Source organism: Halosimplex pelagicum (genome assembly GCF_013415905.1).
Classification (GTDB): domain Archaea; phylum Halobacteriota; class Halobacteria; order Halobacteriales; family Haloarculaceae; genus Halosimplex; species Halosimplex pelagicum.
In genome coordinates this window covers 587793-612881 of record NZ_CP058909.1, presented here as the reverse complement: position 1 = coordinate 612881, position 25089 = coordinate 587793, and the positions used below count along the sequence as shown (strand labels likewise).

Annotated in this window: 24 protein-coding genes; 13 read left to right on the top strand and 11 right to left on the bottom strand. The window is 70.3% G+C overall.

Annotated elements, in window-relative coordinates; genetic code table 11:
* Window positions 1–25: 25 nt before the first annotated feature.
* Both HZS54_RS03095 and HZS54_RS03090 read right to left on the bottom strand, forming a co-directional pair.
* A complete protein-coding gene (locus HZS54_RS03095; RefSeq protein ID WP_179920502.1) occupies window positions 26–2005 on the bottom strand; it encodes a DUF460 domain-containing protein in 1980 nt (659 codons plus the stop codon).
* Window positions 2006–2117: 112 nt separating this feature from the next.
* Window positions 2118–2483 (bottom strand): DUF7522 family protein, encoded by a 366-nt coding sequence (locus tag HZS54_RS03090; RefSeq protein WP_246391760.1) that lies wholly within the window; start codon window positions 2481–2483, stop codon window positions 2118–2120.
* 122 nt (window positions 2484–2605) lie between these two features.
* Between HZS54_RS03090 and HZS54_RS03085 the strand changes: the two genes are divergently transcribed.
* Window positions 2606–3577, top strand: a complete 972-nt coding sequence (locus HZS54_RS03085; RefSeq protein ID WP_179920501.1) for an aldo/keto reductase — start codon at window positions 2606–2608, stop codon at window positions 3575–3577.
* 123 nt (window positions 3578–3700) lie between these two features.
* On the top strand, window positions 3701–4495 hold the full coding sequence (locus HZS54_RS03080; protein ID WP_179920500.1) for an acetoacetate decarboxylase family protein: 795 nt from the start codon (window positions 3701–3703) through the stop codon (window positions 4493–4495).
* On the opposite strand, the gene HZS54_RS03075 is transcribed toward HZS54_RS03080, so the two are convergent.
* Complete coding sequence (locus HZS54_RS03075; RefSeq protein WP_179920499.1) at window positions 4427–5890, bottom strand: FAD-dependent oxidoreductase; 1464 nt, start codon at window positions 5888–5890, stop codon at window positions 4427–4429. The genes HZS54_RS03080 and HZS54_RS03075 overlap by 69 nt on opposite strands.
* A 201-nt stretch (window positions 5891–6091) precedes the next feature.
* Between HZS54_RS03075 and HZS54_RS03070 the strand changes: the two genes are divergently transcribed.
* Together HZS54_RS03070 and HZS54_RS03065 are read left to right on the top strand one after the other, a co-directional pair.
* Complete coding sequence (locus HZS54_RS03070) at window positions 6092–6976, top strand: SDR family NAD(P)-dependent oxidoreductase (RefSeq protein ID WP_179920498.1); 885 nt, start codon at window positions 6092–6094, stop codon at window positions 6974–6976.
* Between the two features lie 577 nt (window positions 6977–7553).
* Window positions 7554–8546 (top strand): SDR family NAD(P)-dependent oxidoreductase, encoded by a 993-nt coding sequence (locus tag HZS54_RS03065; protein ID WP_179920497.1) that lies wholly within the window; start codon window positions 7554–7556, stop codon window positions 8544–8546.
* Between the two features lie 2 nt (window positions 8547–8548).
* Here HZS54_RS03065 and HZS54_RS26410 read toward each other — a convergent pair whose 3' ends face one another.
* The 6 genes from HZS54_RS26410 to hjc all read right to left on the bottom strand — a co-directional run bounded on the left by HZS54_RS26410 (window position 8549) and on the right by hjc (window position 13150).
* Entirely contained in the window at window positions 8549–8674 is a 126-nt protein-coding gene (locus HZS54_RS26410; protein WP_281377733.1) for a hypothetical protein, read from the bottom strand.
* 42 nt (window positions 8675–8716) lie between these two features.
* A complete protein-coding gene (gene purM, locus HZS54_RS03060) occupies window positions 8717–9736 on the bottom strand; it encodes a phosphoribosylformylglycinamidine cyclo-ligase (protein ID WP_179920496.1) in 1020 nt (339 codons plus the stop codon).
* A gap of 87 nt (window positions 9737–9823) precedes the next feature.
* Window positions 9824–10306, bottom strand: coding sequence for a peroxiredoxin family protein (locus HZS54_RS03055; protein ID WP_179920495.1), 483 nt, complete (start codon window positions 10304–10306; stop codon window positions 9824–9826).
* Between the two features lie 102 nt (window positions 10307–10408).
* Window positions 10409–11113 (bottom strand): DUF502 domain-containing protein, encoded by a 705-nt coding sequence (locus tag HZS54_RS03050; protein WP_179920494.1) that lies wholly within the window; start codon window positions 11111–11113, stop codon window positions 10409–10411.
* An 87-nt stretch (window positions 11114–11200) separates the two neighbouring features.
* Complete coding sequence (locus HZS54_RS03045; protein ID WP_179920493.1) at window positions 11201–12439, bottom strand: GNAT family N-acetyltransferase; 1239 nt, start codon at window positions 12437–12439, stop codon at window positions 11201–11203.
* 189 nt (window positions 12440–12628) lie between these two features.
* Complete coding sequence (gene hjc / locus HZS54_RS03040) at window positions 12629–13150, bottom strand: Holliday junction resolvase Hjc (protein ID WP_179920492.1); 522 nt, start codon at window positions 13148–13150, stop codon at window positions 12629–12631.
* A gap of 253 nt (window positions 13151–13403) precedes the next feature.
* Here hjc and HZS54_RS03035 point away from each other — a divergent pair, with 253 nt between their 5' ends.
* The 9 genes from HZS54_RS03035 to HZS54_RS02995 all read left to right on the top strand — a co-directional run bounded on the left by HZS54_RS03035 (window position 13404) and on the right by HZS54_RS02995 (window position 22854).
* Window positions 13404–14009, top strand: coding sequence for a TetR/AcrR family transcriptional regulator (locus HZS54_RS03035; RefSeq protein ID WP_179920491.1), 606 nt, complete (start codon window positions 13404–13406; stop codon window positions 14007–14009).
* 71 nt (window positions 14010–14080) lie between these two features.
* On the top strand, window positions 14081–14788 hold the full coding sequence (locus HZS54_RS03030; protein WP_179920490.1) for a TetR/AcrR family transcriptional regulator: 708 nt from the start codon (window positions 14081–14083) through the stop codon (window positions 14786–14788).
* A 148-nt stretch (window positions 14789–14936) separates the two neighbouring features.
* Complete coding sequence (locus HZS54_RS03025; protein WP_179920489.1) at window positions 14937–16871, top strand: ABC transporter ATP-binding protein; 1935 nt, start codon at window positions 14937–14939, stop codon at window positions 16869–16871.
* The gene (locus HZS54_RS03020; RefSeq protein WP_179920488.1) at window positions 16868–18748 is read left to right on the top strand and encodes an ABC transporter ATP-binding protein; all 1881 of its coding nucleotides are present in this window, start codon (window positions 16868–16870) and stop codon (window positions 18746–18748) included. The genes HZS54_RS03025 and HZS54_RS03020 overlap by 4 nt, the downstream gene beginning before the upstream one ends.
* A 77-nt stretch (window positions 18749–18825) precedes the next feature.
* A complete protein-coding gene (locus HZS54_RS03015; protein WP_179920487.1) occupies window positions 18826–19095 on the top strand; it encodes a glutaredoxin family protein in 270 nt (89 codons plus the stop codon).
* Window positions 19096–19611: a redoxin domain-containing protein gene (locus HZS54_RS03010; RefSeq protein WP_179920486.1), complete on the top strand. Its 516-nt coding sequence runs from the start codon at window positions 19096–19098 to the stop codon at window positions 19609–19611.
* Between the two features lie 112 nt (window positions 19612–19723).
* Window positions 19724–20713, top strand: a complete 990-nt coding sequence (locus HZS54_RS03005; protein ID WP_179920485.1) for a ring-cleaving dioxygenase — start codon at window positions 19724–19726, stop codon at window positions 20711–20713.
* Window positions 20714–21196: 483 nt separating this feature from the next.
* Window positions 21197–22197 (top strand): IS630 family transposase gene (locus HZS54_RS03000; RefSeq protein WP_179920484.1). Its coding sequence is split into 2 segments (ribosomal slippage): window positions 21197–21689 and window positions 21689–22197, totalling 1002 coding nucleotides; the frame shifts between segments, so codons are not numbered across the junction.
* A 60-nt stretch (window positions 22198–22257) separates the two neighbouring features.
* Window positions 22258–22854 carry an L-threonylcarbamoyladenylate synthase gene (locus HZS54_RS02995; RefSeq protein WP_179920483.1) on the top strand — a complete coding sequence of 199 codons (597 nt, stop codon included), beginning with the start codon at window positions 22258–22260 and terminating at the stop codon, window positions 22852–22854.
* 475 nt (window positions 22855–23329) lie between these two features.
* On the opposite strand, the gene HZS54_RS02990 is transcribed toward HZS54_RS02995, so the two are convergent.
* A complete protein-coding gene (locus HZS54_RS02990; RefSeq protein ID WP_179920482.1) occupies window positions 23330–23983 on the bottom strand; it encodes a CRISPR-associated protein Cas4 in 654 nt (217 codons plus the stop codon).
* Window positions 23984–24441: 458 nt separating this feature from the next.
* Window positions 24442–25041: a conditioned medium-induced protein 4 gene (locus tag HZS54_RS02985; RefSeq protein WP_179920481.1), complete on the bottom strand. Its 600-nt coding sequence runs from the start codon at window positions 25039–25041 to the stop codon at window positions 24442–24444.
* Between the last annotated feature and the right edge of the window lie 48 nt (window positions 25042–25089).

Here is a 25089-nt window from a genome sequence, read left to right as displayed (position 1 = left end):
CGGAGCGGCCCCGCCGGCCGCTGCGTCAGTCGCTCTCGCCGCGGTCGCCGGCCCGGTGTTCGCTGATGAGCCGGTCGACCATCTGGGCGTTCTGCTCGCGCTCGCGCTCCTCGGCGCGGTCTTCCCAGTCCCCGATGGCCGCCTCGACCTCGCGCTCGCGGGCGACGGCGAGTTCGTCGACCTCCTGAACCGTGACCATCTCGACCGGCGCGACGGGGATGTCGTGTTTGAACAGGATCTCGTCGGCGATATCCGAGAGGCCGCCGTCGCGGAGGACGATCTGCGGGTCGACGTCGACGATCTTGTCGGCGGTCGAAGCGCCGGCGCCGGAGGCGTCGCGGAACATGATCACGTCGTCCTCGGCGAGCCCGAACCGCTCGTCGGCGTCGTCGATGGCGTCGCTGGTGAACTGCTCGACGACCTTCACCGGCGTCAGGCCCTCTTTCTTCTCCGAGATGTCCGCGAAGTTCGAGTGGTCGAGCTTCCAGAGCGCCTTCAGCCGTTCGAGCTTGCCCTCCAGGTCGTCGATGCGCTCCTCGCGCTCGTCGAGTTCGCCCTTCAGGCGGCGGTTCTCCCGCTCCAGCCGGGTGACCTCGCGGTCCTTGCGGGCCTCGACGCGGGTCTCGCTGCGCGCCTCCGAGAGCTTCCCCTCCAGGTCGTCGATGCGGTCGTCCTTCTCGTCGACCGTCTCCTCCAGGCTCTCGACGTGGGACTGCAGCTGGGCGACCTGCGATTCGAGCTGTGAGATCCGCTTCTGCTCGGGTGACTGTTCGTTGTCGGGCCCCTCGGCCTCCTCGGGAGCCTCGCCGCCGTCGTCCCGGAGGTCCTCCAGAACGGTCTCGACGCTCTCGCCGCCGGCGACGACGCGGGCGACGACGGGGCCGACCTCCTGGCCGGGGGGGACCTTCGCGGCGATGCGCTCGAACTGGTCGCTGTGGGCGTCGAAAGCGCCGAAGGCGGCGGCCATGGCGTCGCGCTCGTGGTCGTTGTCGTAGCCCTCCTCGCGGGTGCGGTGCTGTTTCACGTCGACGGGCAGATCCCGGTCGGGCGTCCAGCCGGCGGCGTCGAACGAGCGGCGCAGTTTCTCGACCGTGTTCGGCATCGGCGTCACGTCGGCGGCGACGATGACCGGCCGGCCGCGCTCGACGATCCACTCGGTCACCTCGGCGCTGTCGGCGGTGCGGGTGCTCAGCACGTCCAGCACCTCGCCGTCGAGGCCGACGATGGCGACCGCCGTGGTGGTGCCGGGGTCGACGCCGACGACGACGTGGTCCCGGCGCTTGGCGAGCGGGCGGAACTCGATGCCGTCCCGGCGGACGCGCTCGACCTCGACGCGCACGTCGCCCGCCCGCTCGTTCGAGACGGGGATGTCCCGCGGGCGCCCCTCGACGGTGAAGATAGCGTTGGAGAAGCCGCCGTACTTCTCGGTCTCCTCGCGCTCGAAGTCCAGGCCCGCATCCTGCAGGTCGGACTCGACCTCGCGGGTGCGCTTCTTGACCGACCCGTGGATGCGGCGGGTGTAGCGGTCCTCGGACCAGCCGCCGCCACCGCCGGTCGAGCGGCCGCGCGAGACCTTGATCTCCGTCTCGTCGGTGAAGGCGGAGACGACCTGGCCGACGTTGTTGGCGGCCAGGCGGGCGGCGGCCTCCGCTTCCTTCATGGGGTCCTTGCCGTAGGGCACGTCGTGGCGGTTGGCGACGCGGGAGAGCGGCTCCGGCCGCTCGGCGCCGGTCACTTGGACGAGGGTCGTCTCGTCGGGGAGTTCCCCCAGAAAGTGGACGAGCGCGTCCTTGTTCTCCGCGAGTTCGTACATGTTGTCGGTGGCGACGATGGCGGGCCGTTCGTCGCGGATCAGCCGGCGGAGCTTCCGCCGGGAGACCACGTCCCGGTCCACGTGTTCGCCGTCGAAGGCGACCAGCGCGTAGGACACGTCCCCGCGCACGTCGCCGCTCTGGACGTCCACCCCGAAGACGACGGCGTCCAGCGCACTCGTACGGGTGCTCACACGCACGCGTATGCAGCATGCGAATATAAACCCGGCGCGGACTCGGAGCGCCCGGCGGTGGTCCGGACCGGCCGACCGCGCCGCCGCGTCCGGGGACCGTCCGGGACGGCCGCTACACGTACTCCTTGCACGTCTCGGAGAACGTCGCCAGCGGCAGGTCCGCCTCGGAGTCGACGCTGACAAACAACCCGGAGAACTCGCCGCTGGCGAAGTGGAAGGCGGTCAGGTCGTCGAAGCGGTGGATCGAACACTGCAGGTCGCCGGCGTCGAACAGGTCCTCGAGGTGACCCCGGCCGAGCCCCTGGAGGACGAGTTCGTCGTGGACTCGGTCGGCCTGCGAGCGGACCCGTTCCTCGGCGCCCGGGGCGACGTAGACGGGGTTGTAGCCGTCCCTGTCGTACGTAGCGACCACGCGAAGGGCGTCCCCGGCCAGCCCCCGGAGGGCCTCGACCAGCGCGCCCTCGTCATCGATTACCATGGACTACACGTTTCGGGTCTCGCATTGTCAAAGTAGCGGCCGCGGGGCCGCGGAAGCGCCACGGGGCGATCCCGGGCTTCCGCTGGCGGTCGTTTTACGTCCGCCCGCGCCGTCCGTTCGCCATGGAGTACACCACGCTCGGCTCCACGGGCATGGAGGTCTCGAAGGTCTGTCTCGGCTGCATGAGCTTCGGGAGCGGCAGCGACTGGATGCTCGACGAGGACGAGGGGCGCGAACTCGTCGAGCGGGCCATCGACCTGGGCGTCAACTTCTTCGACACCGCGAACACCTACTCGGCGGGCGAGAGCGAGGAGATCCTCGGCGACGTGCTCGCACACTACGACCGCGACGAGCAGGTCGTCGCCACCAAAGTCCGTTTCTCGGGCGCCAGCGAGCACCGCAACGCCGAGGGGCTCTCGCGCAAGACGATCGAGCAGGAACTCGACCACTCGCTCGACCGGCTGGGCATGGACACCGTCGACCTCTACCAGATCCACCGCTGGGACGACGACACGCCCATCGAGACGACGCTACGCGCGCTCGACGACGCCGTCTCCCGGGGGAAGGTCCGCCACATCGGCGCCTCCTCGATGTGGGCCCACCAGTTTCAGCGAGCGCTGCAGGTCAGCGACCGCGAGGGCCTCGCCCGCTTCGAGACGATGCAGAACCTGTATCACCTGACCTACCGCGAGGAGGAACGCGAGATGTACCCCGTCTGCGACCGGGAGAACGTCGGCGTCATCCCCTGGAGTCCGCTCGCCGCCGGCTATCTCACCCGCCCCCACGAGGAGTTCACGTCGACCGACCGCGGCGAGCACGAGATCGACTACGGGACGCCCTACCACGAGGGGCCGGGCAGCGAGGAGATCAACGGGCGCGTCCAGAAGCTGGCCGAGGACGAGGGTGTCACGATGGCCCAGATCGCCCTGGCCTGGCAGTTCCAGAACGACGCCGTCGACGCGCCGATCGTCGGCACGTCGAGCGTCGAACACCTCGAAGCGGCCGTCGAGGCGCTGGACGTGTCGCTGTCCGACTCGGACGTGGAGTACCTCGAAGAGCCGTATCACCCCGTTCCGGTGTACGGCCACGAGTAGTCCCCTCGGGCACGGAACCGGCGGGTGAGACGGGCCGCCACTGCCGCGACCACTACCGCCGCGACCGCCTCCGCAGACGGCGCCACCGACATCCTTTCGGCGAACTCGCCCGGATCGGCGTACGTGTCCGACCGGACGCCCCGTTCACGAACCCTCTCGACGGGCCACGAGGTCGCCGTGCCGCTGGAAACCGAGGCCGAAGCGACGGCGGTCGCCGTCACGGCCGACGCGGGGGCGGTGGCCGGGCGGCTCCCCGGAGGTCTCGCGCCGGTCCGGATCGCTCCCGGGCGCGCCGCGGTCGCGCTCCTCTCGGTCGACTACCGCCGGATCGGCGACGACGCGATGGCGCCCTACGAGGAGTTCGGCGTCCTCCTGGCGGCGACGCCGGAGGACGGCCCCGTCCCGGAACTGGCCGCGCTCCGGAGCGGATTCTCGGGATCGACGGGCGCGCTCGGCGGCTACGTCGCCGCGCTCCCGGTCACCACCGAGCCGGCACGCGCGCTCGGCGTCGAGATATGGGGGTATCCGAAGTCCGTCGCCGACGTTCGGATCACCGACCGCGGCGACCGCCGGCGGACGGCCGTCGGCGACGAGCGGGGGCACGCCCTCACGCTGGAGGCGCCGTTCCGACCGCGCCTCCGGGCGACCGTCGAGACGGCGAGCTACACGGGCGAAGCCGGGATCGCTGGCGGCCCCGGGAGCGAGACCGGGCCGCACACCGAAACCGGGGCCGGGGGCGCGCTCCGATATCAACCGCTCGAACTGTCCGGGCGGTTCGGCGCCCGGCCGTTCGGTGGCGCCTACTCGCTGGGCCGCCATCCGCTGGGCGAGCGCCTGCGCGGCCTGGAATTAGGTCGGACGCTGGGGGCGGTCGCGTTCGACGGCACCTTCGTCATCGGCGAGGGGCGGCCCCTGTGAGGCGGGGGAGGCGGTCCGCGGCGGTCCCGTCCGCTCGGCGTCCCCGCCGAGCGGGAGCAGGACTCGCGCGAGGACGGCCGGGCGGAGCAGGGCGGTCGGCGGTCGCTCCAGGCCGACGACCTCCTGGTAGGCCGCGGCGACGGCGCTGTCCTCGTGAGCCCGCCGGAGCAGGCGGTCGAAGTAGCGCTCGAACAGGCGCGTCCCGAGTGACGCCGACCCGTCGCCGGTCGCGAACCCGCGGTCGGCGCCGGCGGCCAACTGCCAGGGGGTGTCGAGCACCGGCGCGACCCGGTCGAAAAAGCGGGGCCCGAGACGGTCGAGCCCGCCGGTCGCCAGGGCGTGGTGGAGGACCAGCGCGTCGAGGGCGGCGACGGACATCCCCTGGCCGTAGACGGGGTTGAAACTCGCCATCGCGTCGCCGGTGACGACCAGCCCCTCCGGGAACCGGTCGAGCGACTCGTAGCGGCGGCGCACGCTCGCGGGGAAGGGGTAGCGGGCGACGTCGTCGGAGACCCACGGGCGGTCGCGCAAGAGGTCCCCAACCAGGTCGACCGGCAGGTCCTCGGCGAACGCCACCACGCCGGCGCGGTCGGTCGGCCCGCCGTCGGCGCGCATCTCGGCGAGGATCACCTCCCATCGGCCGTCCTCGACGGGTATCAGCGCGGCGCCGCGGGTCCGCGGCGGGTCCGGCGGGACGCTGACTACTCGCCGGTCGGCGGGCGGGCGCTCGATCCGGACCGAACTGTACTGGAGGTCGATCTCGACCCGGTCGGTCGGCGGGGCGTCGTACCCGGCGTCGTCGAGCCACTCCGGCGTCCGACTGGCGCGACCGGTGGCGTCGACGACCAGATCGGCGGCCAGCGTCTCCGTCGGCCCGTCACCGTCGCGGACGGTGACGCCGGTCACCGCCCGGCCCGCGTCGTCGGTCCGGTAGCCGACGAACCGGCAGGGGCTCAGCAGGCGGACGGCGTCGCGCTCGCGGAGTCGCCGGCGGAGGACGTGCTCGAACAGCGGCCGGGTGGCGCAGTAGGTCGGCGTCCGCTCGGTCCCGGGAGCGACGAAGCCGCCGCGCTGGTACTCGACGAAGTTGCGCGTGGTGTCGACGACGAGGCCGCCGGCCCGAATCAGGTCCTCGCCGAAGCCGACGAAGAGATCCTCCAGCACCGCCTGGCCGGCCGTGAGTAACGCGTGGGGGTGGCTCGTCTGCGGGGCGCCGTCGCGGGCGACCGGCCTGTCGGGTAGCGGGTCGCGCTCGACGACGACCACCTCGTCGAAGCCGTCGGCGAGCACCCGCGCCGCGCACAGCCCCGCGACGCTCCCGCCGAGGACGACCGCGCGACCGCCCACGTCGCCGACCCGACCGGGGTCGTAGCGGTCGACGCCCGCCAGCGTCACCGCGACCGCCTCCGCATCACCCCGTCGGTCGGTTCACGGCCGCACACCCCGTTCGTCACTCGGAGAGAGGACAGATCGCTCACAGGATCGGCTGGGAGCGCGACCGGCAAAGGTACTTCCCCTCATCCGTGGCGTAGATTTATCCTACCCGCCGGTACCCGGCCCGGAACGCTTTTCTCGCCGGCACGCGCCGGGTCCGCCGTGTCACGGAACGACGAGTCGGCTCGCCCGGTCGAGCGCGACGGGGGGCCACCGGTCGCCCTCGTCACGGGTGCGGGCGGGGGCATCGGGTCGGCCATCGCGCTGGCGTTCGCCGAGCGGGGCTGGCGCGTGTACGCGACCGACGTGGGGACGCCGCTGCCCGAGCGCGTCCGCGCCGACTGCGAGACCCGTGCGCTGGACGTGACCGACGACGCCCAGTGCGAGCGCGTCGTCGACGAGGTGGTCGCCGAGGCCGGGCGGCTGGACTGCCTGGTGAACAACGCCGGCTACGCCGAGGCCGGCCCCGTCGAGGACGTGCCCGTCGACGCCGCTCGCGAGGGGTTCGACGTGCTCGTCCACGGCCCCCACCGGCTCGCCCGGGCCGCCCTCCCGCACATGCGCGAGCGCGGTCGCGGCCGGATCGTCACCGTCTCCAGCGTCATGGGGCTGGTCGCCTCGCCGGGGCTGGGCGCCTACGCCGCCGGGAAAGCCGCCGTCGAGTCGCTACACGACGCGCTCCGGGTCGAGTTGCGCGCGAGCGGCGTCGACGTGTCCCTGGTCGAGCCGGCGTGGGTCGAGACCGACTTCGCCGACGCGGCGCGCGAACGGATGGCCGGCCGCGAGCGGACGCCCGCCTACGCGCGGACCTACGCGGCCATCGACGACGGCTGGATCCTCGACGGCAACCCGCTCGCGGTCGAACCCGAGCGCGTCGCCGCGGTCGTCGTTCGCGCCGCCGAGGCCGACGACCCGAAGGCTCGCTACCCCGTCGGCTCGTTCGCCCGGTTCGTCCGGTGGACGACCTGGCTCCCCGCCCCCGTCATCGACGCGATCCAGGCCGGCTACGAGCGGGCGACCGCGGCGATCGGACGCTGGCTGAGATAGGGTGGCAAAATTCGGGCGTTCGACGGACGGATCCGCATTCCGACCGAGGGCCGGTTCGTTGCCGGCCGTCCGCGGTGTTCAGTGCAGTTGATGTAGGTAGCGGTGCGGTTGCGGTGGCGTGCGCTGTCGAGCGTGCCCGCCTCTTGGCGGGCCGCTCGAAACAGTCGCGCGAGGGATGAGCACCGCACGCCGTAGGCGCGCGGAGCGCAAGAGGTTGGGGAGGTTCGAGGCCGTCTGCGGTCGCGGTCCTGGTGGACTGAAAGGGCGAGGCGCACTCGCGCCGGGAGTCGCCTGAGCGGGCCCTATCCGCGCGGGCTGTGCGGAGAGCGCGGATATCCCGCCTCAGCGACCGCGAGCGCGTCGAGGGCTTTCAGCACTCACCACGAGTGCGGTCGAGTCACCAGCTAGCGAGCGCGGCGAGGGCTTTCATCGCTCACCGTCAAGTGCAGTCGCTATCGTTCGATTTCAGTCCGCGACTCGTCCAACAGAAACAACCGATAAACGAGCACATCGAACCGAACGACATCACGGACAGGCTCCCGTCGTCGTTAACTCGGCCCGGGTCGAACGGGCTGTCATGACAGGCGCAGTCGACGGCGACTCGGCGCTCGGCGAGGGACACGTCGCGCTCGTGACGGGGTCGACGAGCGGGATCGGCGCGGAGACGGCGCGCAACCTCGCCGCGACCGGCGCGACGGTCGTCCTCCACGGTCGCGACCGCGCGGCGGGCGAGGAGCTGGTCGCCGAACTCCCCGGAGAGGGCCACGCCTTCTACGCCGCCGACTACACCGACTTCGACGAGGTGCGCGCGCTGGCCGACGCCGTGCTCGCCGACTTCGACCGGCTGGACTGCCTGGTCAACAACGCCGGGACGTGGCAGGGCGACCGCCGCCTGGTCGACGCGCCGGGGATCGACGACGGCGTCGAGCTGACCTTCGCGGTCAATCACCTCGCGACGTTCCTGCTGACGGATCGGCTGGCCGACCGCCTCGTCGCGACGGGCGAGCGCCGCGCCGAGCAGAGGGATGGGGAGAACACCGACGCGGCCGCCGACCCCGCTCGCGTCGTGACGGTGTCCTCAGACCTGCACCGGCGGGCGGCGCTGGATCTGGCCGGCGTTCGCGGTCCCGACGGGCCGAGCGGCGTCGAGGCCTACGGCCACTCGAAGCTCGCGAACGTCCTGTTCACGTTCGAGCTCGCCCGGCGGCTGCCCGACTCGGTGACGGCGAACTGCTGTCACCCGGGGGTGTCGCCGTCGACCGGGCTGTCGCGCAACGGGTCGCTGGTCGCGGGCCTGGGCTGGAAGGCCTTCGGCGTGGTCGGGCGGCTGACCGGGTTCACCGACACCGCCGCCGAGTCCGCCGAGACACAGACCCACCTGGCGAAGTCGCCCGCGGTGACCGGAACCACCGGCGAGTACTTCGACGACCGCGAGGCCGTTCGCCCGGCCGAGGCCGCCACCGACCGCGACGCCCAGCGGGATCTGTGGCGGGCGAGCGTCGACTGGCTGGCGCTCGACGAGGGAGAGGTCGTCGGCGCCGGGGCCGACGATCGAGCGCCGGAGGCGTAGCCTCAGCCCGCGTCGGCGCGCTTCAGGAACCGCAGACAGAGGAAGTTGGGCGGGCCGTCGACGAACGGCTCGATGCGGTCGGGCTCGCGCTCGGCGAAGGCGTCGGAAACCCTCGTCGCGCCACGCACCGCTCGACAGCGCGCGGTGGCCGATCTAAACGTTCCGCGCTTCTACAGCTCCAGCCCGCGGATCGCGACGGACTCCTCGCCTTCCTCGACGTGGCCGATGATCCGCCCGTCCTCCGTAGCGTCGACGACCGCCTCGGCGTCGTCTTCGGACATCGCGGCGACGAAGCCGGTGCCCATGTTGAACGTGCGGTGCATCTCTTCGTCGGTCACGTCGCCCTCCTGCTGAACGAACTCGAAGACAGGCTGGGCGTCGAAGGGGTCCGTGATCTCGTAGTGGAACTCGCCCATCCGGGTGAGGTTCGTCCAGCCACCGCCGGTGACGTGAGCGGCGGCGTGGGTGTCGACATCGCGGAGCGCTCCCAGCAGATCGCTGTAGATGCGAGTCGGTTCGAGCAGTTCCTCGCCGATGGAGCGGTCGGGGTTCGGCGGGAACGGGTCGGTGTACTCGTGGTCGCGGGTGACGGCCTCGCGAGCGAGCGTCAGGCCGTTGGAGTGGACGCCCGAGGAGGGCCATCCCACCACCACGTCCCCCGCCTCGGCCTCGCCGGGGAAGATGGCGTCCTTGGGGGCGAGGCCGGCGCATGTGCCGGCGATGTCGAGGCCCTTGATCACGTCGGGCATCACGGCCGTCTCACCGCCGACCAGCGCGACGCCGGCGCGCTCGGCGCCCTCGTCGAGCCCTTTCCCGATGGCCTCGGCGGTGGCGTCGTCGGGCTCCTCGACGGCGAGGTAGTCGACGAAGGCGACGGGGTCGACCCCCGCCGCGACGAGGTCGTTGGCGTTCATCGCGATGCAGTCGATGCCGATAGTCGAGTAGTCGTCGAGCGCCTCGGCGACCAGGAGCTTGGTCCCGACGCCGTCGGCGGCGAGCGCGAGATAGCGGTCGCCGATGTCGAGCAGTCCGGCGAAGTCGCCCTCGAAGTCGCCGGTGGCGCCGACCAGCGCCGCCGTCGCCGCTTCCTGGCCGGCGATGTCGACGCCCGCCTCGGCGTAGGTCAGTCCCTCGCCGTCCTCGTCCGTGTCGGTCCCGTCCGCCGCGTCCTCGGCGTCCCCGTCGGTCATATGGGAATCCCCGCGGAGCGCGAGCAAAAGGCCACCGTTTCGGGTGGAACGGCCGGGACCCGACGGAGGCGTCCGCGCGCCGGGCGGCTACCCCTCGAACGGCGGCTCGTAGTCGTTCCGGATGTAGTAGCGGACCCAGTTGCCGTAGGTGCGGTCGGCGGGGGTGTCGGAGACATCCTCGTACCGGACGATACCCTCCTCGTCGATCACGTAGGTACCCGCCTTGCCGGTGAGGCCGTGACTGGTCTCCTCCGTGCCGCTGTAGCGCTCGCAGACCTCGCCGTCGGGGTCCGCGAGCAGCTGGATCGACAGGTCGTAGCGGTCGCGCATCTCCGTGACCTTCGGGAGCGAGTCGGGGACGACCGGGACGACGCTCACGTCGTCGTGGAACCACATGTCGTAGGAGACCTCGCTGAACGTCTGGAGCTGCTCGGCGCAGAACGAACACCAGACGCCGCGATTGATCAGGACGACCGCCGGCCCCGATTCCAGTTCGTCGGCGAGGGCGACGGTATCGCCGCCGGTGCTGGGCAGTTCGAACTCCGGTGCGGATTCGCCGTCGAGGCTCATATCGGAGCGAGGGCCCCGAGCGGTGTAAGTCGGCGGCCGGCAGTGTGCGGGTCGCGCCCACTCGGGCGTCGCGCGGTCGGCGGCGCCCTCGGTCGGCGACGGTCAGTCGGCGCTCTGCCCCTCGTCCTCGACGCTCTCGTCGATGGCCATGCCGGTGGTCATGACCGCCTGCATCCCCTCCTCGACGGAGAGATCCACGTCGAAGATGCGGTCCTCGGGGAGGTTGACGAGGTGGCCGCCCATGACGGGGTTGGGCGCCATCGGGACGAAGACGGTCTCCATCTCGCCGTGGTCGGCGGCCTCCTCGATCGTGGCCGGCGCGCTCGCGGTGAGGAAGGCGAGCGCGAAGCAGTCCTCGCGGGGGAACTCGACGATCTTCACCTCGCGGAAGCTCTCGGTGTCGCCCTCGACCATCACGTCGCTCATGCGCTCGACGCTGGTGTAGATGGAGCCGATACCGGGCAGGTCCTCCATGAGCACGTCGAACCGGCGGGCGATGTGGGTGTCCGGGCCGTGCTGGGCGGCGACCCCGACGAGGAACACGAGCCCGAACACGATGGCCCCGGCCAGCAGTTGCACGACCCAGGTACTCATCTGACTGCCCGGGCCGAGCGCGACGAGCGCGTCGGCCAGCGGCGCAAGCATGCCGGCGACGAACCCCAGCGCCCAGAACAGCACCAGCACGGTGATCAGGAACGGGACCGTCAGCGCCAGCCCCGACAGCAGCGTCTGCCTGAAGTCCCGACGCACCTCCCTGCTCTCCTCGGCCGCGACCTGGGCGATGTCGTTCACGTCCGGTCTGGACATGCGATCGGTTGGGCTCGCACACCGAAGTGCCTTGTTCGGGTGGCGCCACACGGCGGTTCGCCCCGCCACCGGCCGGCGCCGCCCCGTTCAGAAGAACGTCCGCAGATACACCCGCTCGGACGGGAACAGCGTCGCGAGGGTGTCGGCGACCGACCCCTCGGCCACGGAGAGGCCGCCGACGCGGCGTGCGGCCGCCACGTCGTGATACCCGACGACGAGCTGCGAGAGCGTTCCCACGTCCAGGGTCGCGTCCGCCTCGGCGGCCGCATCGGCGCCGTCGCTCGCTCCGTCGACCCGCTCGCACTCGCCCGTGCCGTCGGCGACGGTCAGCCGGAACCGGCCGTCGTTCCAGTCGGCGGTCGCGTCGGTCACGGCGAGCGTGCAGTCGGCGCTCGCGTCGGCCGGATAGGGGCAGGCTTCGAGCGCGTCGGTCACGTCGACGACGCGGACCATCGGCCCCGTCTCCACCTCGCAGTCGACCGCGTCGGGGTCGGGAACGAGGTCGAGCAGATCCGTCCGGGCGTCGCCGGCGAAGCGGACTTCGGTCGCCTGGGAGTCGTGGTCGGCGAGGAAGCCGAGCAGACCGAGCCACGCCTCGTGGTCGGCGGCGGCCGTATCGTCGACGGTCAGCCTGCGGTCGCCGAACCCCTCGCCGGCGTCCTTGAAGGTGTAGACGAGATACCCGCACACGTCGCCGTCGCGCTCCCAGACGTACGCCCACGGCCGGTCGTCGCCCCCCTCGGAGAGGACCCGCTCGCGCCACCACGTCTCCGACCGGCGCTTGAGCGCCAGCGTCGTCGCCTCCGCCTGGCTCTCGTGGACCGACCGGAGAGCGCGCCACTCGTCGGGCTCGACCGGCCGAGCGCGCCCCTCGGCCGCCCCGCGGGCGAACGCGAGCTGCTCGGTCGGGCACGTGTAGGTCGTCGCGGTGTTGGCGGTCGCCCAGCCGAACTGCTCGTAGTACGACCGCGAGAACGGCCACAGCGCCGAGAGGGGATACTCGCCGCGCCACCGCTCCAGGGCGTCGTCGACGAGGGCGCCGACGTACCCCTCCCGGCGGCGTTCCGGGGGCGTCGCCACGGCGGCCAGGCCCGCGAGCCGGACCCACTCGCCCCGCAGGTTCGCACGGAGGTCGTAGTGGCCGCAGACGCTGACGAGGTCGTCGTCGACGAACGCCCCGTAGCGGTCGGCGATCCGCTCGGGCTCGTCGTCGTAGGTCCGGGGCCCCTCCTCGGGGTGGAACGCGTAGTCGACGATCCGGCGGAACTCGTCGTAGCGGTCGGCCGAGAGGGCCCTCACCGCGGGAGCGGCCGCGTCGTCCGTCATATCTCCCCTCGGACCGCGCGTCCGGATATAGCTTCGGTCGCGGGAACGGACGCGATCAGTGCGGCTTGCGAACGCGCTTTTTCGGACGGAGTTCCTCGCGGCCCGCAGGATCGCTGCGGGGATCTTCCGCCGCAAAAAGATGGCCGTACCGAACGCTACCGACCGCGCGCCGCTCACCGGCCGACCGAACTACAGCATCTCGGCGGCCTCTTCCTTCGAGAGGTCGCCGCGCTCGAACGCCGAGAGCACGTCGAGCGTGCCCTGGTCGGGGCCGTCGTCGGCGACCTCCGCTAAGGTGACTTTCTCGGAGTGGCCGACGAGTTCGTCGAAGTCGACGCCGTGGGCCAGCGCGGTCTCCTTCTTGACGCGGTAGTTGCCCCCGTCGGTGACGTGGACGGCCTCGTCGCCGGGGTGGAAGAAGTACCAGTCCTCGCGGTCGAAGCGGACGCCGATGCGGGGTTTGGCGCCGAAGTTGCGCGAGAAAAAGAGGAGCGCCTCGATCTCCTCGCCGTCGAGGTAGATGGGGTCGCCGGCGGAGGACTTGGCCTCGACGGCGTAGAAGTCCGTTCCGTCGCCGGCCAGCACGTCGGGGAGTTCGCGCTCGGTGGCGCTCCCGCTGGCGGGCGCGCGCATCACCGCGAACCCCGCCGCGTCGAGTTCGTTGACGAGTTCCCGCTCGCGGCGGTCTCCCTTCGCGTTCGAGTTCGCCATCTGCTCGAAGATTGCCGACCGCCGGCTAAAGGCTGTCGGCACCGGAGCGGAAGTGGTCGCCCGACCGCCCGACCGCGGACCGGTGACGCGCCGGCCCCGCTCGGTCGCCGAGCGCGACGGCCGCCATCGCTCCGGGGGTCTCCCGGACGGCCTCGATCCCGTCGCACTCCCGGACACGCTCGTTCGCGCGTCGTCCCCGTTCTCGGGGGCTGATCGGCAGCGCTTTGTGTACCGACTGGCCATTCAGTCAGATATGTCGGGGGACGATTCGACGCGCGCGGCGATCATGGACGCGACCTTCCGCGCGCTCGCGAACCACGGGTACGCCGACCTGACGGTCCAGGCCATCGCCGACGAGTTCGAGAAGAGCAAGTCGCTCATCCACTACCACTACGACTCGAAGGCGGATCTGATGGTCGCCTTTCTCTCGAACCTGCTCGACGAGTTCATCGACGAGGTCGAGGACGGCGGCCCGGACGACCCCCGCGAGCGACTCCTTCGGATGGCCGAGATCGTCGTGGTCGGCCTGGGCGACGACGCGGCGACCCGGGATTTTCACACCGCGCTGCTGGGGATGCGCGCCCAGGCGCCCTTCGAGCCGGCCCTGCAGGAGCAACTCGTCGAGAACGACCGGCTCATCCGCGGCGTCGTCGCCGACATCGTCCGCGAGGGGATCGACGAGGGGGAGTTCCGCGACGTGGACCCCGAGCGCTACGCCGCCCTCTTTCGCTCGACCATCGAGGGCGCCCAATCGCACGACGTGATCCTCGGCGACGCGGCCCCGACCGACGAGGCCTTCGCCGGGATCGAGGAGTACCTGATCGACGACCTGCTCGTCGCCGGCGACGGGGAGGCGTGACCGCGTGACGGTCCGGCCCGACGCTTCCGCGACCGTCAGCCATTTATTTGATTGAGTACTCAATCAAGAGCATGACCGACGACGCCGCGGACGCGAGCGCGACGATCGATGGCGATCCGGCGGAAGACCGGTCCGCCGACCGATCCGACGCACCGGCCGACACGGCCGCGGACGGCGGCGACGGTCCCTCGACCGAGGACGAGATCCGCTGGGCGGCGTTCGACGTGCTGGTCGAGCGCGGCTTCGACGAGTTCACGACGCAGGCGGTCGCCGACGCGGCGGGCGTGAGCCAGTCGCTCGTCCACTACTACTACGACACGAAGGAGGACCTCGTGTTCTCGATGTTCACGAACGGGCTGGATCATCTCACCGACGAGGTCCGCGAGCGCGCCGACAGCGACGACCCCCGCGAGCGCCTGCTGGAACTCGCCCGGTACATGCTGCGAACGCCGGCGGGCGAGGACTTCGAGGAGGCCGTCGAGTTCTCGCGGATGCTGCTGGAGATCGAGGCCCAGGCGCCCTACGACGAGCGGCTGCGCGAGGCCGTCGAGTACGACTCGGACTTCCTGGAGGGGTTCGTCGCCGACGCCGTCCGCGAGGGGATCGAGTCCGGGCAGTTCCGCGCCGTCGACCCCGAGCCGTTCGCGGTCACCTACGTCGCGGCCGTCCGCTCGGGGCAGAACCGCCGCGCCATCTTCGCCGACGACGAGCGCGTCCGGCCGGTCCTCGACGGCGTGGAGGCGATGGTCGACGACTACCTCGCGGAGGACGATACGTGAGACGGCCGACCCGGCCGCCCGTGGGGTGTACTACCGACCGACACACCACCGGTAGCGCTATCCGGGACCCGACGGCAGATCGCTGTACCCCGTGGCGCCGCCCCACCGCCGTCCCCCGCACCGGCGCCCTCGGCCGAGGTGACTCCCAGTGAGCGAATCGTCCGATACCACCGAGTACGAGGCCCCCGACCACGTCGGCAACCCGCTGGTCCACCTCGTCCGCCGGTACGCCAGCCCCTACAAGGCCCGCTATCTCGTCGCCGTCGTCGGCACGGCGCTCGCGCAGGTGCCCCAGCGCGTGCCCGCGCTGGTCGTCGGGGTGGCGCTGGACGCCATCCTCCTGTCGAGCGCCTCGTACTCGCTCCCGCTCGTTCCCGACGGCGTGATCCCGACGACGACGGAGGGCCAGGTCGCGTTCACCATCGGCCTGCTCGCGGCGGCGTTCGCGCTGGACGGCGCGCTGAGCTGGCTCGCCGGCCGCGTCGCCGGCACCGCCCGCCTGCGCACGCTGCACGACATCCGCGTCGACACCTTCGACGCCCTCGTCGGGCGGGAGATGGACTTCTTCGACCGCCGCCAGACCGGCGACGTGATGAGCGTCCTCAACAACGACGTGAGCAACCTCAACGGCTTCGGCAACAACGCCGTCCAGGGGCTGCGCTTCGTCACCCAGATCGCCGTCGCCTTCGCGTTCATGGCGATGCTGCACGTCCGCCTCGCGGCGCTGTTGCTCGTCCTCCCGGTCGGGCTCGGGCTGCTCGGCCGCTGGTACACCACCCGCGTCGAGCCCGTCTACGAGGACGTGCGCGAGAGCGTCGGGCGGATCAACGCGCGCCTGGAGGACAGCATCGACGGGATCGCGACGGTCAAGAGCTTCGCCCGCGAGGACCGCGAGCGCGACGCCGTCGCCGACGCCTCCCGCGAGTACCGCGACCGCAACTGGTCGGTCATCCGCCTGCGGCTCATCTTCAACTACAGCAGCTGGTCGGTGTCGTCGTTCTCGTTCGTCGGCCTGTTCGCCGTCGGCGCCTACATCAACCTCAACGGCGCGCCACCGGTGCTGGGCCACTCGCTGACCGCCGGGACCCTCCTCACCTTCCTGCTGTACAGCAAGTCCTTCTACGGCCCGATCCGCCAGCTCATGCTCGACGTGCTCGACAGCTACGAGAACGCGCTGGCCTCCAGCAAGCGTATCGTCGCCGTCCTCGAAACCGACCGGCAGGCGAACGAGACCGGCGACGAACTCGACGTGCGCGAGGGTCGCATCGAGTACGACCGCGTCGACTTCGGCTACGAGAGCAGCGACGAACAGCAACTCACGGACGTGAGCTTCACGGCCGAGCCCGGTTCGCTCGTCGGCATCGTCGGCCCCACCGGCGCCGGCAAGTCGACGATCACCAAACTGCTCTTCCGGTTCTACGAGGCCGACGAGGGGGCCGTCACCGTCGACGGCCAGGACGTGACCGACATGTCCCCGCGGAGCCTGCGCGAGCACCTCGGCTACGTCAGCCAGGACCCGTTCCTGTTCTACGGGACGATCCGACAGAACATCGGCTACGCGGTGGACGACCCCGACGACGACGAGATCGAACACGCCGCGAGACTCGCGGGCGCCCACGAGTTCGTCACCGGGCTCGACGACGGCTACGACACGCAGGTCGGCGAGCGCGGCGAGAGCCTCTCGGGCGGCCAGCGCCAGCGGATCGCCATCGCCCGCGCCCTGCTGCGCGAGCCGGAGATCCTCGTCCTCGACGAGGCGACCAGCCACGTCGACAACGAGACCGAGCGGCAGATCCAGGAGAGCATCGACGCGCTGGCCGGCGAGCGGACGACCCTGGCCATCGCCCACCGGCTGTCGACCGTGCGCAACGCCGACCGCATCGTCGTCGTCGACGACGGCCGGGTCGTCGAGCAGGGGAGCCACGAGGAACTACTCGAGCGCGACGGGCTCTACGCCGACCTGTGGCGGGTGCAGGTGGGCGACACCGACGCCGTCTCCGAGGCGTTCCTGCAGCGGGCGCGGGCCGAGGACCGCCCCTCCGAGCGCATCGAGTCGGCGGTCGACGGGGAGGTGTCGCGATGAGCGACGAGGGCGAGACCGACGCCGAGGAGGCCGCGGACGGCCGCGAGCGCGGACGCATCGCGGCGGCCGCCGAGGACGTGCGCCGGCCGCTCCCGTCGCTGTTGCGCGACGGCGGTCGGGGGAACCTGCGGTGGCTCGGCGCCGGCGCCGCGTCGTCGGTGGCCGCGCAGTTCATCTCGAACCTCGACATGTTCATCGTCGGGCTGGCCTTCGACGCGATGTTCAACGGCATGAGCTACGACCTGCCGCTCGTCCCGGTGGGGTGGATCCCGGCCGAACCCACCGGGATGCTCGCCTTCACCGTCGCGCTGCTGGTCGGGCTGAAGCTCGTCGACATGACCTTCGGCATCTTCGCCGAGTACGCCCTGTTCCTGTTCGCCCAGCGCACCCTCCACCGCATCAGGGTCGACGCCTTCGACCGCGTCCAGCGGCTGGACATGGGATTTTTCGACACCCAGCAGACCGGCGAGGTGATGAGCGTCCTCAACAACGACGTGAACTCCCTGGAGCAGTTCCTCGAAGTCGGGCCGAACCTCGGGGTCGTCGCCGTCGCGATGTTCGCCAGCTCGGTCGTCTACATGGCCCTGCTGAACTGGCAGCTGGCGCTCATCTCCGTCGCCGTCGCGCCGCTGCTGCTGGCCGCCAACGTCTGGTTCGGCGCGCGCCACGAGGCGCGCAACGACGACGTGCGCGAGGAGACCGGAATCCTGAACGCGCTGCTGGAGACGAACATCAGCGGCATCCAGACCGTCAAGGCGTTCGGCGGCGAGGCCCACGAGACCGACCGGGTCACCGACCGGTCGGCCACCCACCGGACCGCCAGCTGGCGCGCCCACATGGTCGGCGTCGGCCACCAGCCCGCGCTCCGGATGCTCGCCGGCGCCGCCTTCGTCGCCACGCTGTTCGTCGGCACCGAGTGGGCAATCGATAGCCGCTTCTGGTTCCTCCCGGGCACCATCACCGCCGGCGAGCTCGTCCCGTTCATGTACTACACCCAGCAGCTCGTCCTCCCCGTCCGATTCCTCGCCTGGGTGACCGGCCTCTACAAGGGCGCCACCTCCTCCGCGAAACGCATCCTCGGCGTCCAGCGCATGGAACCGCCCCGCGAAGAGGGCCGCACGGAACTCGACGACCCCGAGGGCCGCGTCGAGTACGACGACGTGTCCTTCGCCTACCCCGGCACCGACGAGCGCGTGCTTCACGATGTCGACCTCGCCGTCGAGCCGGGCGAAACCGTCGGCCTCGTCGGCGAGACCGGTGCGGGCAAGTCCACCCTGCTGAAGCTCCTGCAGGCGTACTACGACCCCGACGAGGGGAGCGTCCGCGTCGACGGCACGGACGCCCGCGACATCACGCGCGAGAGTCTCCGCACCGCGATCGGCTACGTCGCACAGGACCCGTTCCTGTTCACCGGCACGATCCGCGAGAACATCGCCTACGCCGTCGACGACCCCACCCACGAGGAAGTCGAGTCGGCCGCCCGCGAGGCCGGCGCCCACGAGTTCATCGCCGACCTGGAGAAGGGGTACGACGCGGAGGTCGGCGAGCGCGGCGTCATGCTCTCGGGCGGCCAGCGCCAGCGGATCGCCATCGCGCGGGTCCTCCTGGCCGACCCGCCGATGCTGGTCTTCGACGAGGCGACCAGCCACGTCGACAACCGGACCGAGGTGCTGATCCAGCGCTCGCTCGACGCGGTGACCGAGGACCGCACGACCTTCGTCGTCGCCCACCGCCTCTCGACGGTCCGGGACGCCGACCGCATCGTCGTCATGGACGACGGCGAGATCGTCGAACAGGGCACCCACGACGAACTGCTCGACCTGGACGGCAAGTACGCCGACCTCTGGAAGGTGCAGGTGGGCGCCGTCGGGAGCTGAAGACGGTCCCGACCGCCGTCGTCGGGGGCTGCCGGGGGCGAAGCGCTTACCCGGCTGTTGGCCTTACATCCGGCGAGATGAGCGACCCAGCCATCACGCTCTACCGGCTGCAGGCCTGCCCGTTCTGCGAGCGGGTCGTCCGCAAGTTGGAGGCGTACGACATCGACTACCGCTCGCGGTTCGTCGAGCCGATGCACAGCGACCGCGACGCCGTCGCCCGGCTCACCGGCAAGCGCTCCGTGCCGGCCATCGTCGACGAGTCGACCGGCGTGACGATGTCCGAGAGCGGCAACATCGTCGAGTACCTCGACGCCACCTACGGCGAGCGCTCGAAGGGGGGCGCCTGAATGGACCTGCCCTTCGAGGTCGTCGACCTCCCCGAGACCGCCCACCCCGAGGAAGGCGACCGCGTCCCCGACTTCGAGCGCCCGCTGGTCGGCCCCGAGTTCTGGGAGGACCTGTCCCTCTCCGACCTGACCGACGAGAGCCCCGTCGTCCTCCTGTTTCACTCGATGGACGGCGCGTTCCCCGCCACCTACGTCTGGAACGAGGTCCGCGACCGCGGCTGGCTCGACCGCGAAGAGTGCCAGGTCGTCGGCCTCTCCATCTCCTCGCCGTACGAGCACGCCGACCTGCTGGACGACCGTGGCGTCGACGCCCGACTCTACTCCGACCCGAGCAACGAGGTCGCCGAACGGTTCGACATCGTCAACGATCTGGACGGGATGGCCGGGGTCGAGGAGCCCCGCCCCGCCGTCTTCGCCCTCGACGGCGAGCGAGTCGTCCAGTACGCCTGGGTGGCCGACGAGTGGCCCGAGTTCCCCGACTACGACGAAGTCGAGGCCGCGATGGACGAGCTGTAGCGACCGAGCGAGCGCGTGGTCGACCGCCCCCGGGTCGCAACCGACACCGGCGAGACCCGGTGACATCGATGTCAGCGCCTATTGAAGTATCGCGAGCGCTTACGGGGTGTCAATGGCAGATCCGAACCCCACACCGGGCATCCACCACGTCACCTGCATCGCGGGCGACCCCCAGCGCAACATGGACTTCTGGGTCGAGACCCTGGGACTGCGGCTCGTCAAGCGGTCGATCAACCAGGACGACCCCGAGACCTACCACTTCTTCTTCGCCGACGCGGAGGGCACGCCCGGCACGAGCATGACCTTCTTCCCCTGGGAGGGGATGAGCCGCGGCAAGGTCGGCTCCGGCCAGGTCTCCCGAACCGCCTTCCGCGTGCCCGAGGGCAGTCTCGACTACTGGGAGGACCGCTTCGACGACTACGGCGTCGACTACGACGACCGCGTCGACCGCTTCGGCGAGACGGTCCTCCCCTTCGAGGACCCCGACGGCCTCCCCGTCGAACTGGTCGCAGTCGAGATCGGCGACGACGACCCGACGGTCCCGTGGACGGAGTTCGTCCCCACCGAGCACGCCATCCGCGGGTTCCACTCGGTGACGCTGTGGCTCGCCGACCCCCAACCCACCGAGGAGCTGCTGGAGACGATGGGTCTCGAACGCGTCGGCACCGAGGAAGCGGAGGGCGACACGCCCGGCGACGAGCGCACCCGCTTCGAGGCGACCGGCGAGGTCGGGCAGTACGTCGACGTGTTGCCGACCATCCAGGGCGGCCGCCAGGGCCACGGCACGGTCCACCACGTCGCCTTCCAGACGCCGACCGACGACGACCAGACAGCGATGCGGTCGGCCGTCCGCTCGCGCGGGCTCAGCCCCACCCAGCAGATCGACCGCCACTGGTTCCGCTCGGTGTACTTCCGCGAGCACGGCGGCGTCCTCTTCGAACTCGCCACGAGCGAGCCGGGTTACACCAGCGACGAACCGCTCGACGACCTGGGCGGCCGGCTCGTCCTCCCCGGGAAGTTCGAGGACCGCCGCGAGGAGATCGAGGCCAACCTCACCGACGTGACCGTCCCGAGAGCGGAACAGGCGGAAGCCGACGACTGAGAGCGGGCCGGCGAGGTTCGGAGTAGACCGGCAAACAACTACCGTGGCGCGTGCTGGAGCGCGCTTTCATGCGCGCGACGGTAACCGCGCGAGGGATGAGCACCGCACGCCGCAGGCGCGCGGAGCGCAAGAGGCTGGGGAGGTATGAGGCCGTCCCCGGTGCCGTGCGGTGCGGCGCCGTGCGGTCCCTGGTGGACTGAACGGGCGAGGCGCGCTCGCGCTCGTGTAGTCGCCTGAGCGGGCTACTATCCGCGCGGGCCGTGCGGAGAGCGCGGATATCCCGACTCAGCGACCGCGAGCGCGGCGAGGGCGTTCAGCGGTCGCTGTCGAGTGGGGTCGATCCAACTGCTAGCGAGCGCGCCGAGGGCTTTCACCGCTCACTGTCGAGCACGGTCGGCGTTCAGCACTCACCGTCGACGTTGGGGACATCCACTCCTATAGTAACCGTTAGAACTTTCCGCTCAGGAGTCATTGCTGTGATCAATGGACCATCTCGACGATATCTCCGTCGAAGAACTCCAAGACGCCCTTGACAACGTCGAAGGAAACAAGCCGACACAACGGTTGTTAGCCGCGATCGCGTACAAAAACGGCGTAACGCAATCCGAGCTTGCAGAGTGGCACGACACCGGTCGAAGAACGATCTACAGCTGGCTGATGCGATTTGATACGGACGAACCGCTTGAGCAAGCTGCGTCTGATGCTCATCGATCCGGGAGAAAACGAAAGCTCTCAGAATCACAGCAGGAAGAGTTCGAGCAAGCCGTTCACGAACCACCCGAAGAGGTCGGGATCAACGCGCCGGCGTGGACGCCGGCGCTCGTTCAGGAATTTCTCAAAGACACCTACGGCGTCGAGTACTCCTATCCGAGCTGCCGGCGGTTGCTCAAAGAAGCTGGATTGAGTTATCAAAAACCACGCCGATCAGCCGCCGAAGCCGAAGAATCCGAGCAAGAGGAGTTCCACGACGAGATCAAAAAAAGCGAGCGGAGATGGACGCCACAATAGTCTGCATCGATCAAACCAAGAAATCTGTCCAGGTTGAGCCGCGTGCCGCGTGGTTTCCGCGCGGCACGCGGCCGAGCGTTGAACTGTCTGGTCAACGCGACTGGACGTGTCTGCTCGGCGCGATCACCGACAACGGCGAGTGCTTTTTCTCACGATTCACCGAGTACGTCACCGCCGATCATGCGAAACATTTCATTCTCGCGTTATGCGAAGAATTCGAAGAAGACTTGATCGTCGTGCTAGACGGAGCGCCGTACTTCCAGGCGTCGGCCGTCACGGACCTGGCGGCCCGTGACGACCTCGCCTTCGTCACGTTGCCGGCGTATTCGCCGGAACTCAATCCTGTCGAAGAGTGCTGGCGACAACTCCAAGACGCTCTCAGCAACCGGTTCTTCGACTCGCTTGAGCAACTGACCACCGCGATCGATACCGCTCTCGACCAACTGTCGCTCCCAAAAGTGAGCAATTACTTCTAACGACTACTATAGCGAGCGAATCGCGTCACGCTTTTGCCGACGACCCACGGAACTCCGACAATGAGCGACGTGGAGCGGGCCGCACGAGCCATCGCGGACGGGAAGCTCGCGGTCTATCCGACAGAAACCGTCTACGGGATGGGTGCGAACGCCGTCGACGCCGAGGCGGTCGAGCGGGTCTTCGAGGTGAAGGGTCGCGACCGCGACAAACCCGTCTCGCTGGGCGTCCCCAGCGTCGAGCGAGCCACCGAGTACGTCGACCCGACCGACCGAGAACTCGAATTCATGCGGGAGTTCCTGCCCGGTCCCGTCACGGTCGTGGTCCAGCGCCGCGACAGCGTCCCCGACGTGCTGACCGCCGGTCGCGAGAAGGTCGGCGTCCGCGTCCCCGACCACGACCTCGCGCTGGAACTGTTCGAGGCCGCCGGGGTGCCCGTCACGGCGACGAGCGCCAACCGCTCGGGGACCGGTAGCGTCCGGGAGATTTTGGAGTTGAGCGACGAGGTGCGCGAGCGAGTGAGTGCGGTGCTCGACGGCGGCCGGACCGACGGCATGGAGAGCACCGTCGTCGACGCCGAATCGGGCGCGATCCACCGCCGCGGCGCGATGGCCGACGACATCGAGGCGTGGCTCACCGAGCACGCGGGCGCCGAGTAGTTCGACCCGAAACCGAGGGGTCGCTGTCGTAGCAACTACCGGTGACGGCTATCGCCGAACGCCCTCGACCCGCTCGCGGTCGTATCGACACCCAGCGACAGCGACCGCCGAACGCCCTCGACCCGCTCGTGGTCGCTGAGCGGGATACCCTCGCTCCGCTCGGGTAGTGCCCGCTCAGGCGACTATCGGCGCGAGCGCGTCTCGCCCGTTCAGTCCACCAGGGACCGCACGGCGCCGCACCGCCCCGCCCCGCACCGCCCCGCCCCGCCCCGCACCGCCCCGCCCCGCCCCGCACCGCACCGCACGGCACCGGGGACGGCCACGACCCTCCCCAGCCGATTCGCGACCCGAGGGTCGCTCATCCCTCGCGCGGTGTCGTCGCGGCACGGAGGCCGCGACAGCGCGCGCCACCGCGACCGATCACAGGGTCCACCGCGACCGCATCACAGGGTTCACCGCGACCGCACACCCGGCGTCACAGCATCGACTTCAGCGACCGCGTCGTCACGCCGCACTGGCCCTGATAGTCGCAGGGTGCGCACTTCTCGCGGTTGGCGGTCCGGGAGGGCGGGCCGTCGATGGCGTCGGCGGTGCGGACGGCCGAGCGGTAGGTCGCCTTCCGGCGCGTCGTGACCGGGACCTCGCGGACGACGCCGTAGGCGGGGTACTCGGCGAAGGCGCTCTCGACGGTCGTCTCGCGCTCCCAGGCCAGCGCCTTCGCGGCGGCGACCAACCGGACGGTCTGGGGCTCCCAGACCCCCTGTTCGGGCGGGGCGCCCGCGAACACCAGCGACGGCCGCGGCGGCCCGTCCAGCACCTTGTGGGCGATCCCGCGACACTCCCGCCCCTCCAGCAACACGTCGCGGTCGGCGGGGTCGACCAGGTCGTCCCAGGCGTCGAGACTCGCCCGCAACCGGCCGAGTCGCGAGCGGTACTGCGTGGGCGTCACCTCGATCGGTGCGGCCTGGATCTCGGGGTCGGAGTCGAGCAGTTCCGGGTAGCGGAAGGCGAGATCCCGGCGGGCGTGGACCTCCTGTGGAACGTCCTCGTCGGCCGTCGGGTCGCGGTGGCGGTAGTAGAGCTTCCGCGGGCAGTACGCCGCCGTCGCCACGTCGCGGAACGTGTGCATGGTCGGCGGTGGTCCCGCTTTCGGTCTTAAACTCTTGCGCCGCCATCTCTTTCGACCGGAGGTTACCTCGGTCGCTTCCCCCGCTCCGGCGGTCGAACCGCGCGCCACAGGCGCGCGGATGCTCGGGACAGAGAGGTCGCTCGTCGCCGGATCACAGTCACACGTATATCAGATGGGATCGAACATACACGAAGGATGCCAGGCGGCACTTCTCGACGTCGGTGGTGGCTCATCGTTGTCGCAGCGTGTATCGCAGGGTCGATACAGACGTATCGAGTAGTCGTTGGTGAAGGTGGAGCCCTCGGAGTGATCGCTTCTGGTGGCTGGTTGCTCGTGATCCTCCTCTCGGGCTGGGAACTCTCTCAGTCCCGTCGCTAGTCGGTAGTGACCGACTTGGACACCGATTCGGGCGCGGATAGCGGCCCCGGTGCCGAAGAGATCGGACCCGAAGTCGCCACTCAGAAGGACACGTCGGTCTCGATGTCCTCGGCGGCCTCGTCGAGGCCGTCGTCGGTGACGGACTCGGTCAGCGACCCCGAGATGGCGGCGTCTGTGAGTATCTCGTCGAACTCGGTCTGGTAACGGTGGTTCGCCGCCCGGGCGGCGTCCTGAGCGTCGACGACGCGGCGGTAGTGGGCCAGCGTCGCCTCGTCGACGCCGAACTCCTCGGCCAGCGCCGCGTCGTCGGCGTCGCGACGGCGGCGCAGCTCGCAGACGTCGAACGGCGCCGCCGTGTCGTCCCCCCGGAACAGGTGCAGATCCATGCGTGCGCGGAACACTTCCTCGGGCGAGACGCCGAGGTCGTCGGCGATCGCCTCGTCGGACCCGTCGTCGTAGAACCCCCGGACCAACTCAACGTACGTCTCCGTCTCGAAGGTCGAGTCGAAGTCGTAGCGGTCGGCGAGCGCCTCGATTACCCCCCGCAGGCGCTCGCGGATGGTCGCCTCGTCCGGCTGGTCCGCGATGGAGCCCCGCGGCTCCTCCTGGGTCTCCGTGACCGTCTCCTCGTCGGAAACGTCCATGAAGATGTCCCGCAGTTCCTCGGTCTTTTCGTCCATTGCCCGAACCGGACTGCGGGGACGCACACCTAAATAATTGTTGACACC

Bases quoted from the DNA above. Each gene is read 5' to 3' on its own strand.
- HZS54_RS03090 (WP_246391760.1), bottom strand. From the start codon at position 2,483: ATGGTAATCGATGACGAGGGCGCGCTGGTCGAGGCCCTCCGGGGGCTG.
- HZS54_RS03085 (WP_179920501.1), top strand. From the start codon at position 2,606: ATGGAGTACACCACGCTCGGCTCCACGGGCATGGAGGTCTCGAAGGTC.
- HZS54_RS03065 (WP_179920497.1), top strand. From the start codon at position 7,554: ATGACAGGCGCAGTCGACGGCGACTCGGCGCTCGGCGAGGGACACGTC.
- purM (WP_179920496.1), bottom strand. From the start codon at position 9,736: ATGACCGACGGGGACGCCGAGGACGCGGCGGACGGGACCGACACGGAC.
- HZS54_RS03055 (WP_179920495.1), bottom strand. From the start codon at position 10,306: ATGAGCCTCGACGGCGAATCCGCACCGGAGTTCGAACTGCCCAGCACC.
- HZS54_RS03050 (WP_179920494.1), bottom strand. From the start codon at position 11,113: ATGTCCAGACCGGACGTGAACGACATCGCCCAGGTCGCGGCCGAGGAG.
- HZS54_RS03045 (WP_179920493.1), bottom strand. From the start codon at position 12,439: ATGACGGACGACGCGGCCGCTCCCGCGGTGAGGGCCCTCTCGGCCGAC.
- hjc (WP_179920492.1), bottom strand. From the start codon at position 13,150: ATGGCGAACTCGAACGCGAAGGGAGACCGCCGCGAGCGGGAACTCGTC.
- HZS54_RS03035 (WP_179920491.1), top strand. From the start codon at position 13,404: ATGTCGGGGGACGATTCGACGCGCGCGGCGATCATGGACGCGACCTTC.
- HZS54_RS03030 (WP_179920490.1), top strand. From the start codon at position 14,081: ATGACCGACGACGCCGCGGACGCGAGCGCGACGATCGATGGCGATCCG.
- HZS54_RS03020 (WP_179920488.1), top strand. From the start codon at position 16,868: ATGAGCGACGAGGGCGAGACCGACGCCGAGGAGGCCGCGGACGGCCGC.
- HZS54_RS03015 (WP_179920487.1), top strand. From the start codon at position 18,826: ATGAGCGACCCAGCCATCACGCTCTACCGGCTGCAGGCCTGCCCGTTC.
- HZS54_RS03010 (WP_179920486.1), top strand. From the start codon at position 19,096: ATGGACCTGCCCTTCGAGGTCGTCGACCTCCCCGAGACCGCCCACCCC.
- HZS54_RS03005 (WP_179920485.1), top strand. From the start codon at position 19,724: ATGGCAGATCCGAACCCCACACCGGGCATCCACCACGTCACCTGCATC.
- HZS54_RS02995 (WP_179920483.1), top strand. From the start codon at position 22,258: ATGAGCGACGTGGAGCGGGCCGCACGAGCCATCGCGGACGGGAAGCTC.
- HZS54_RS02990 (WP_179920482.1), bottom strand. From the start codon at position 23,983: ATGCACACGTTCCGCGACGTGGCGACGGCGGCGTACTGCCCGCGGAAG.
- HZS54_RS02985 (WP_179920481.1), bottom strand. From the start codon at position 25,041: ATGGACGAAAAGACCGAGGAACTGCGGGACATCTTCATGGACGTTTCC.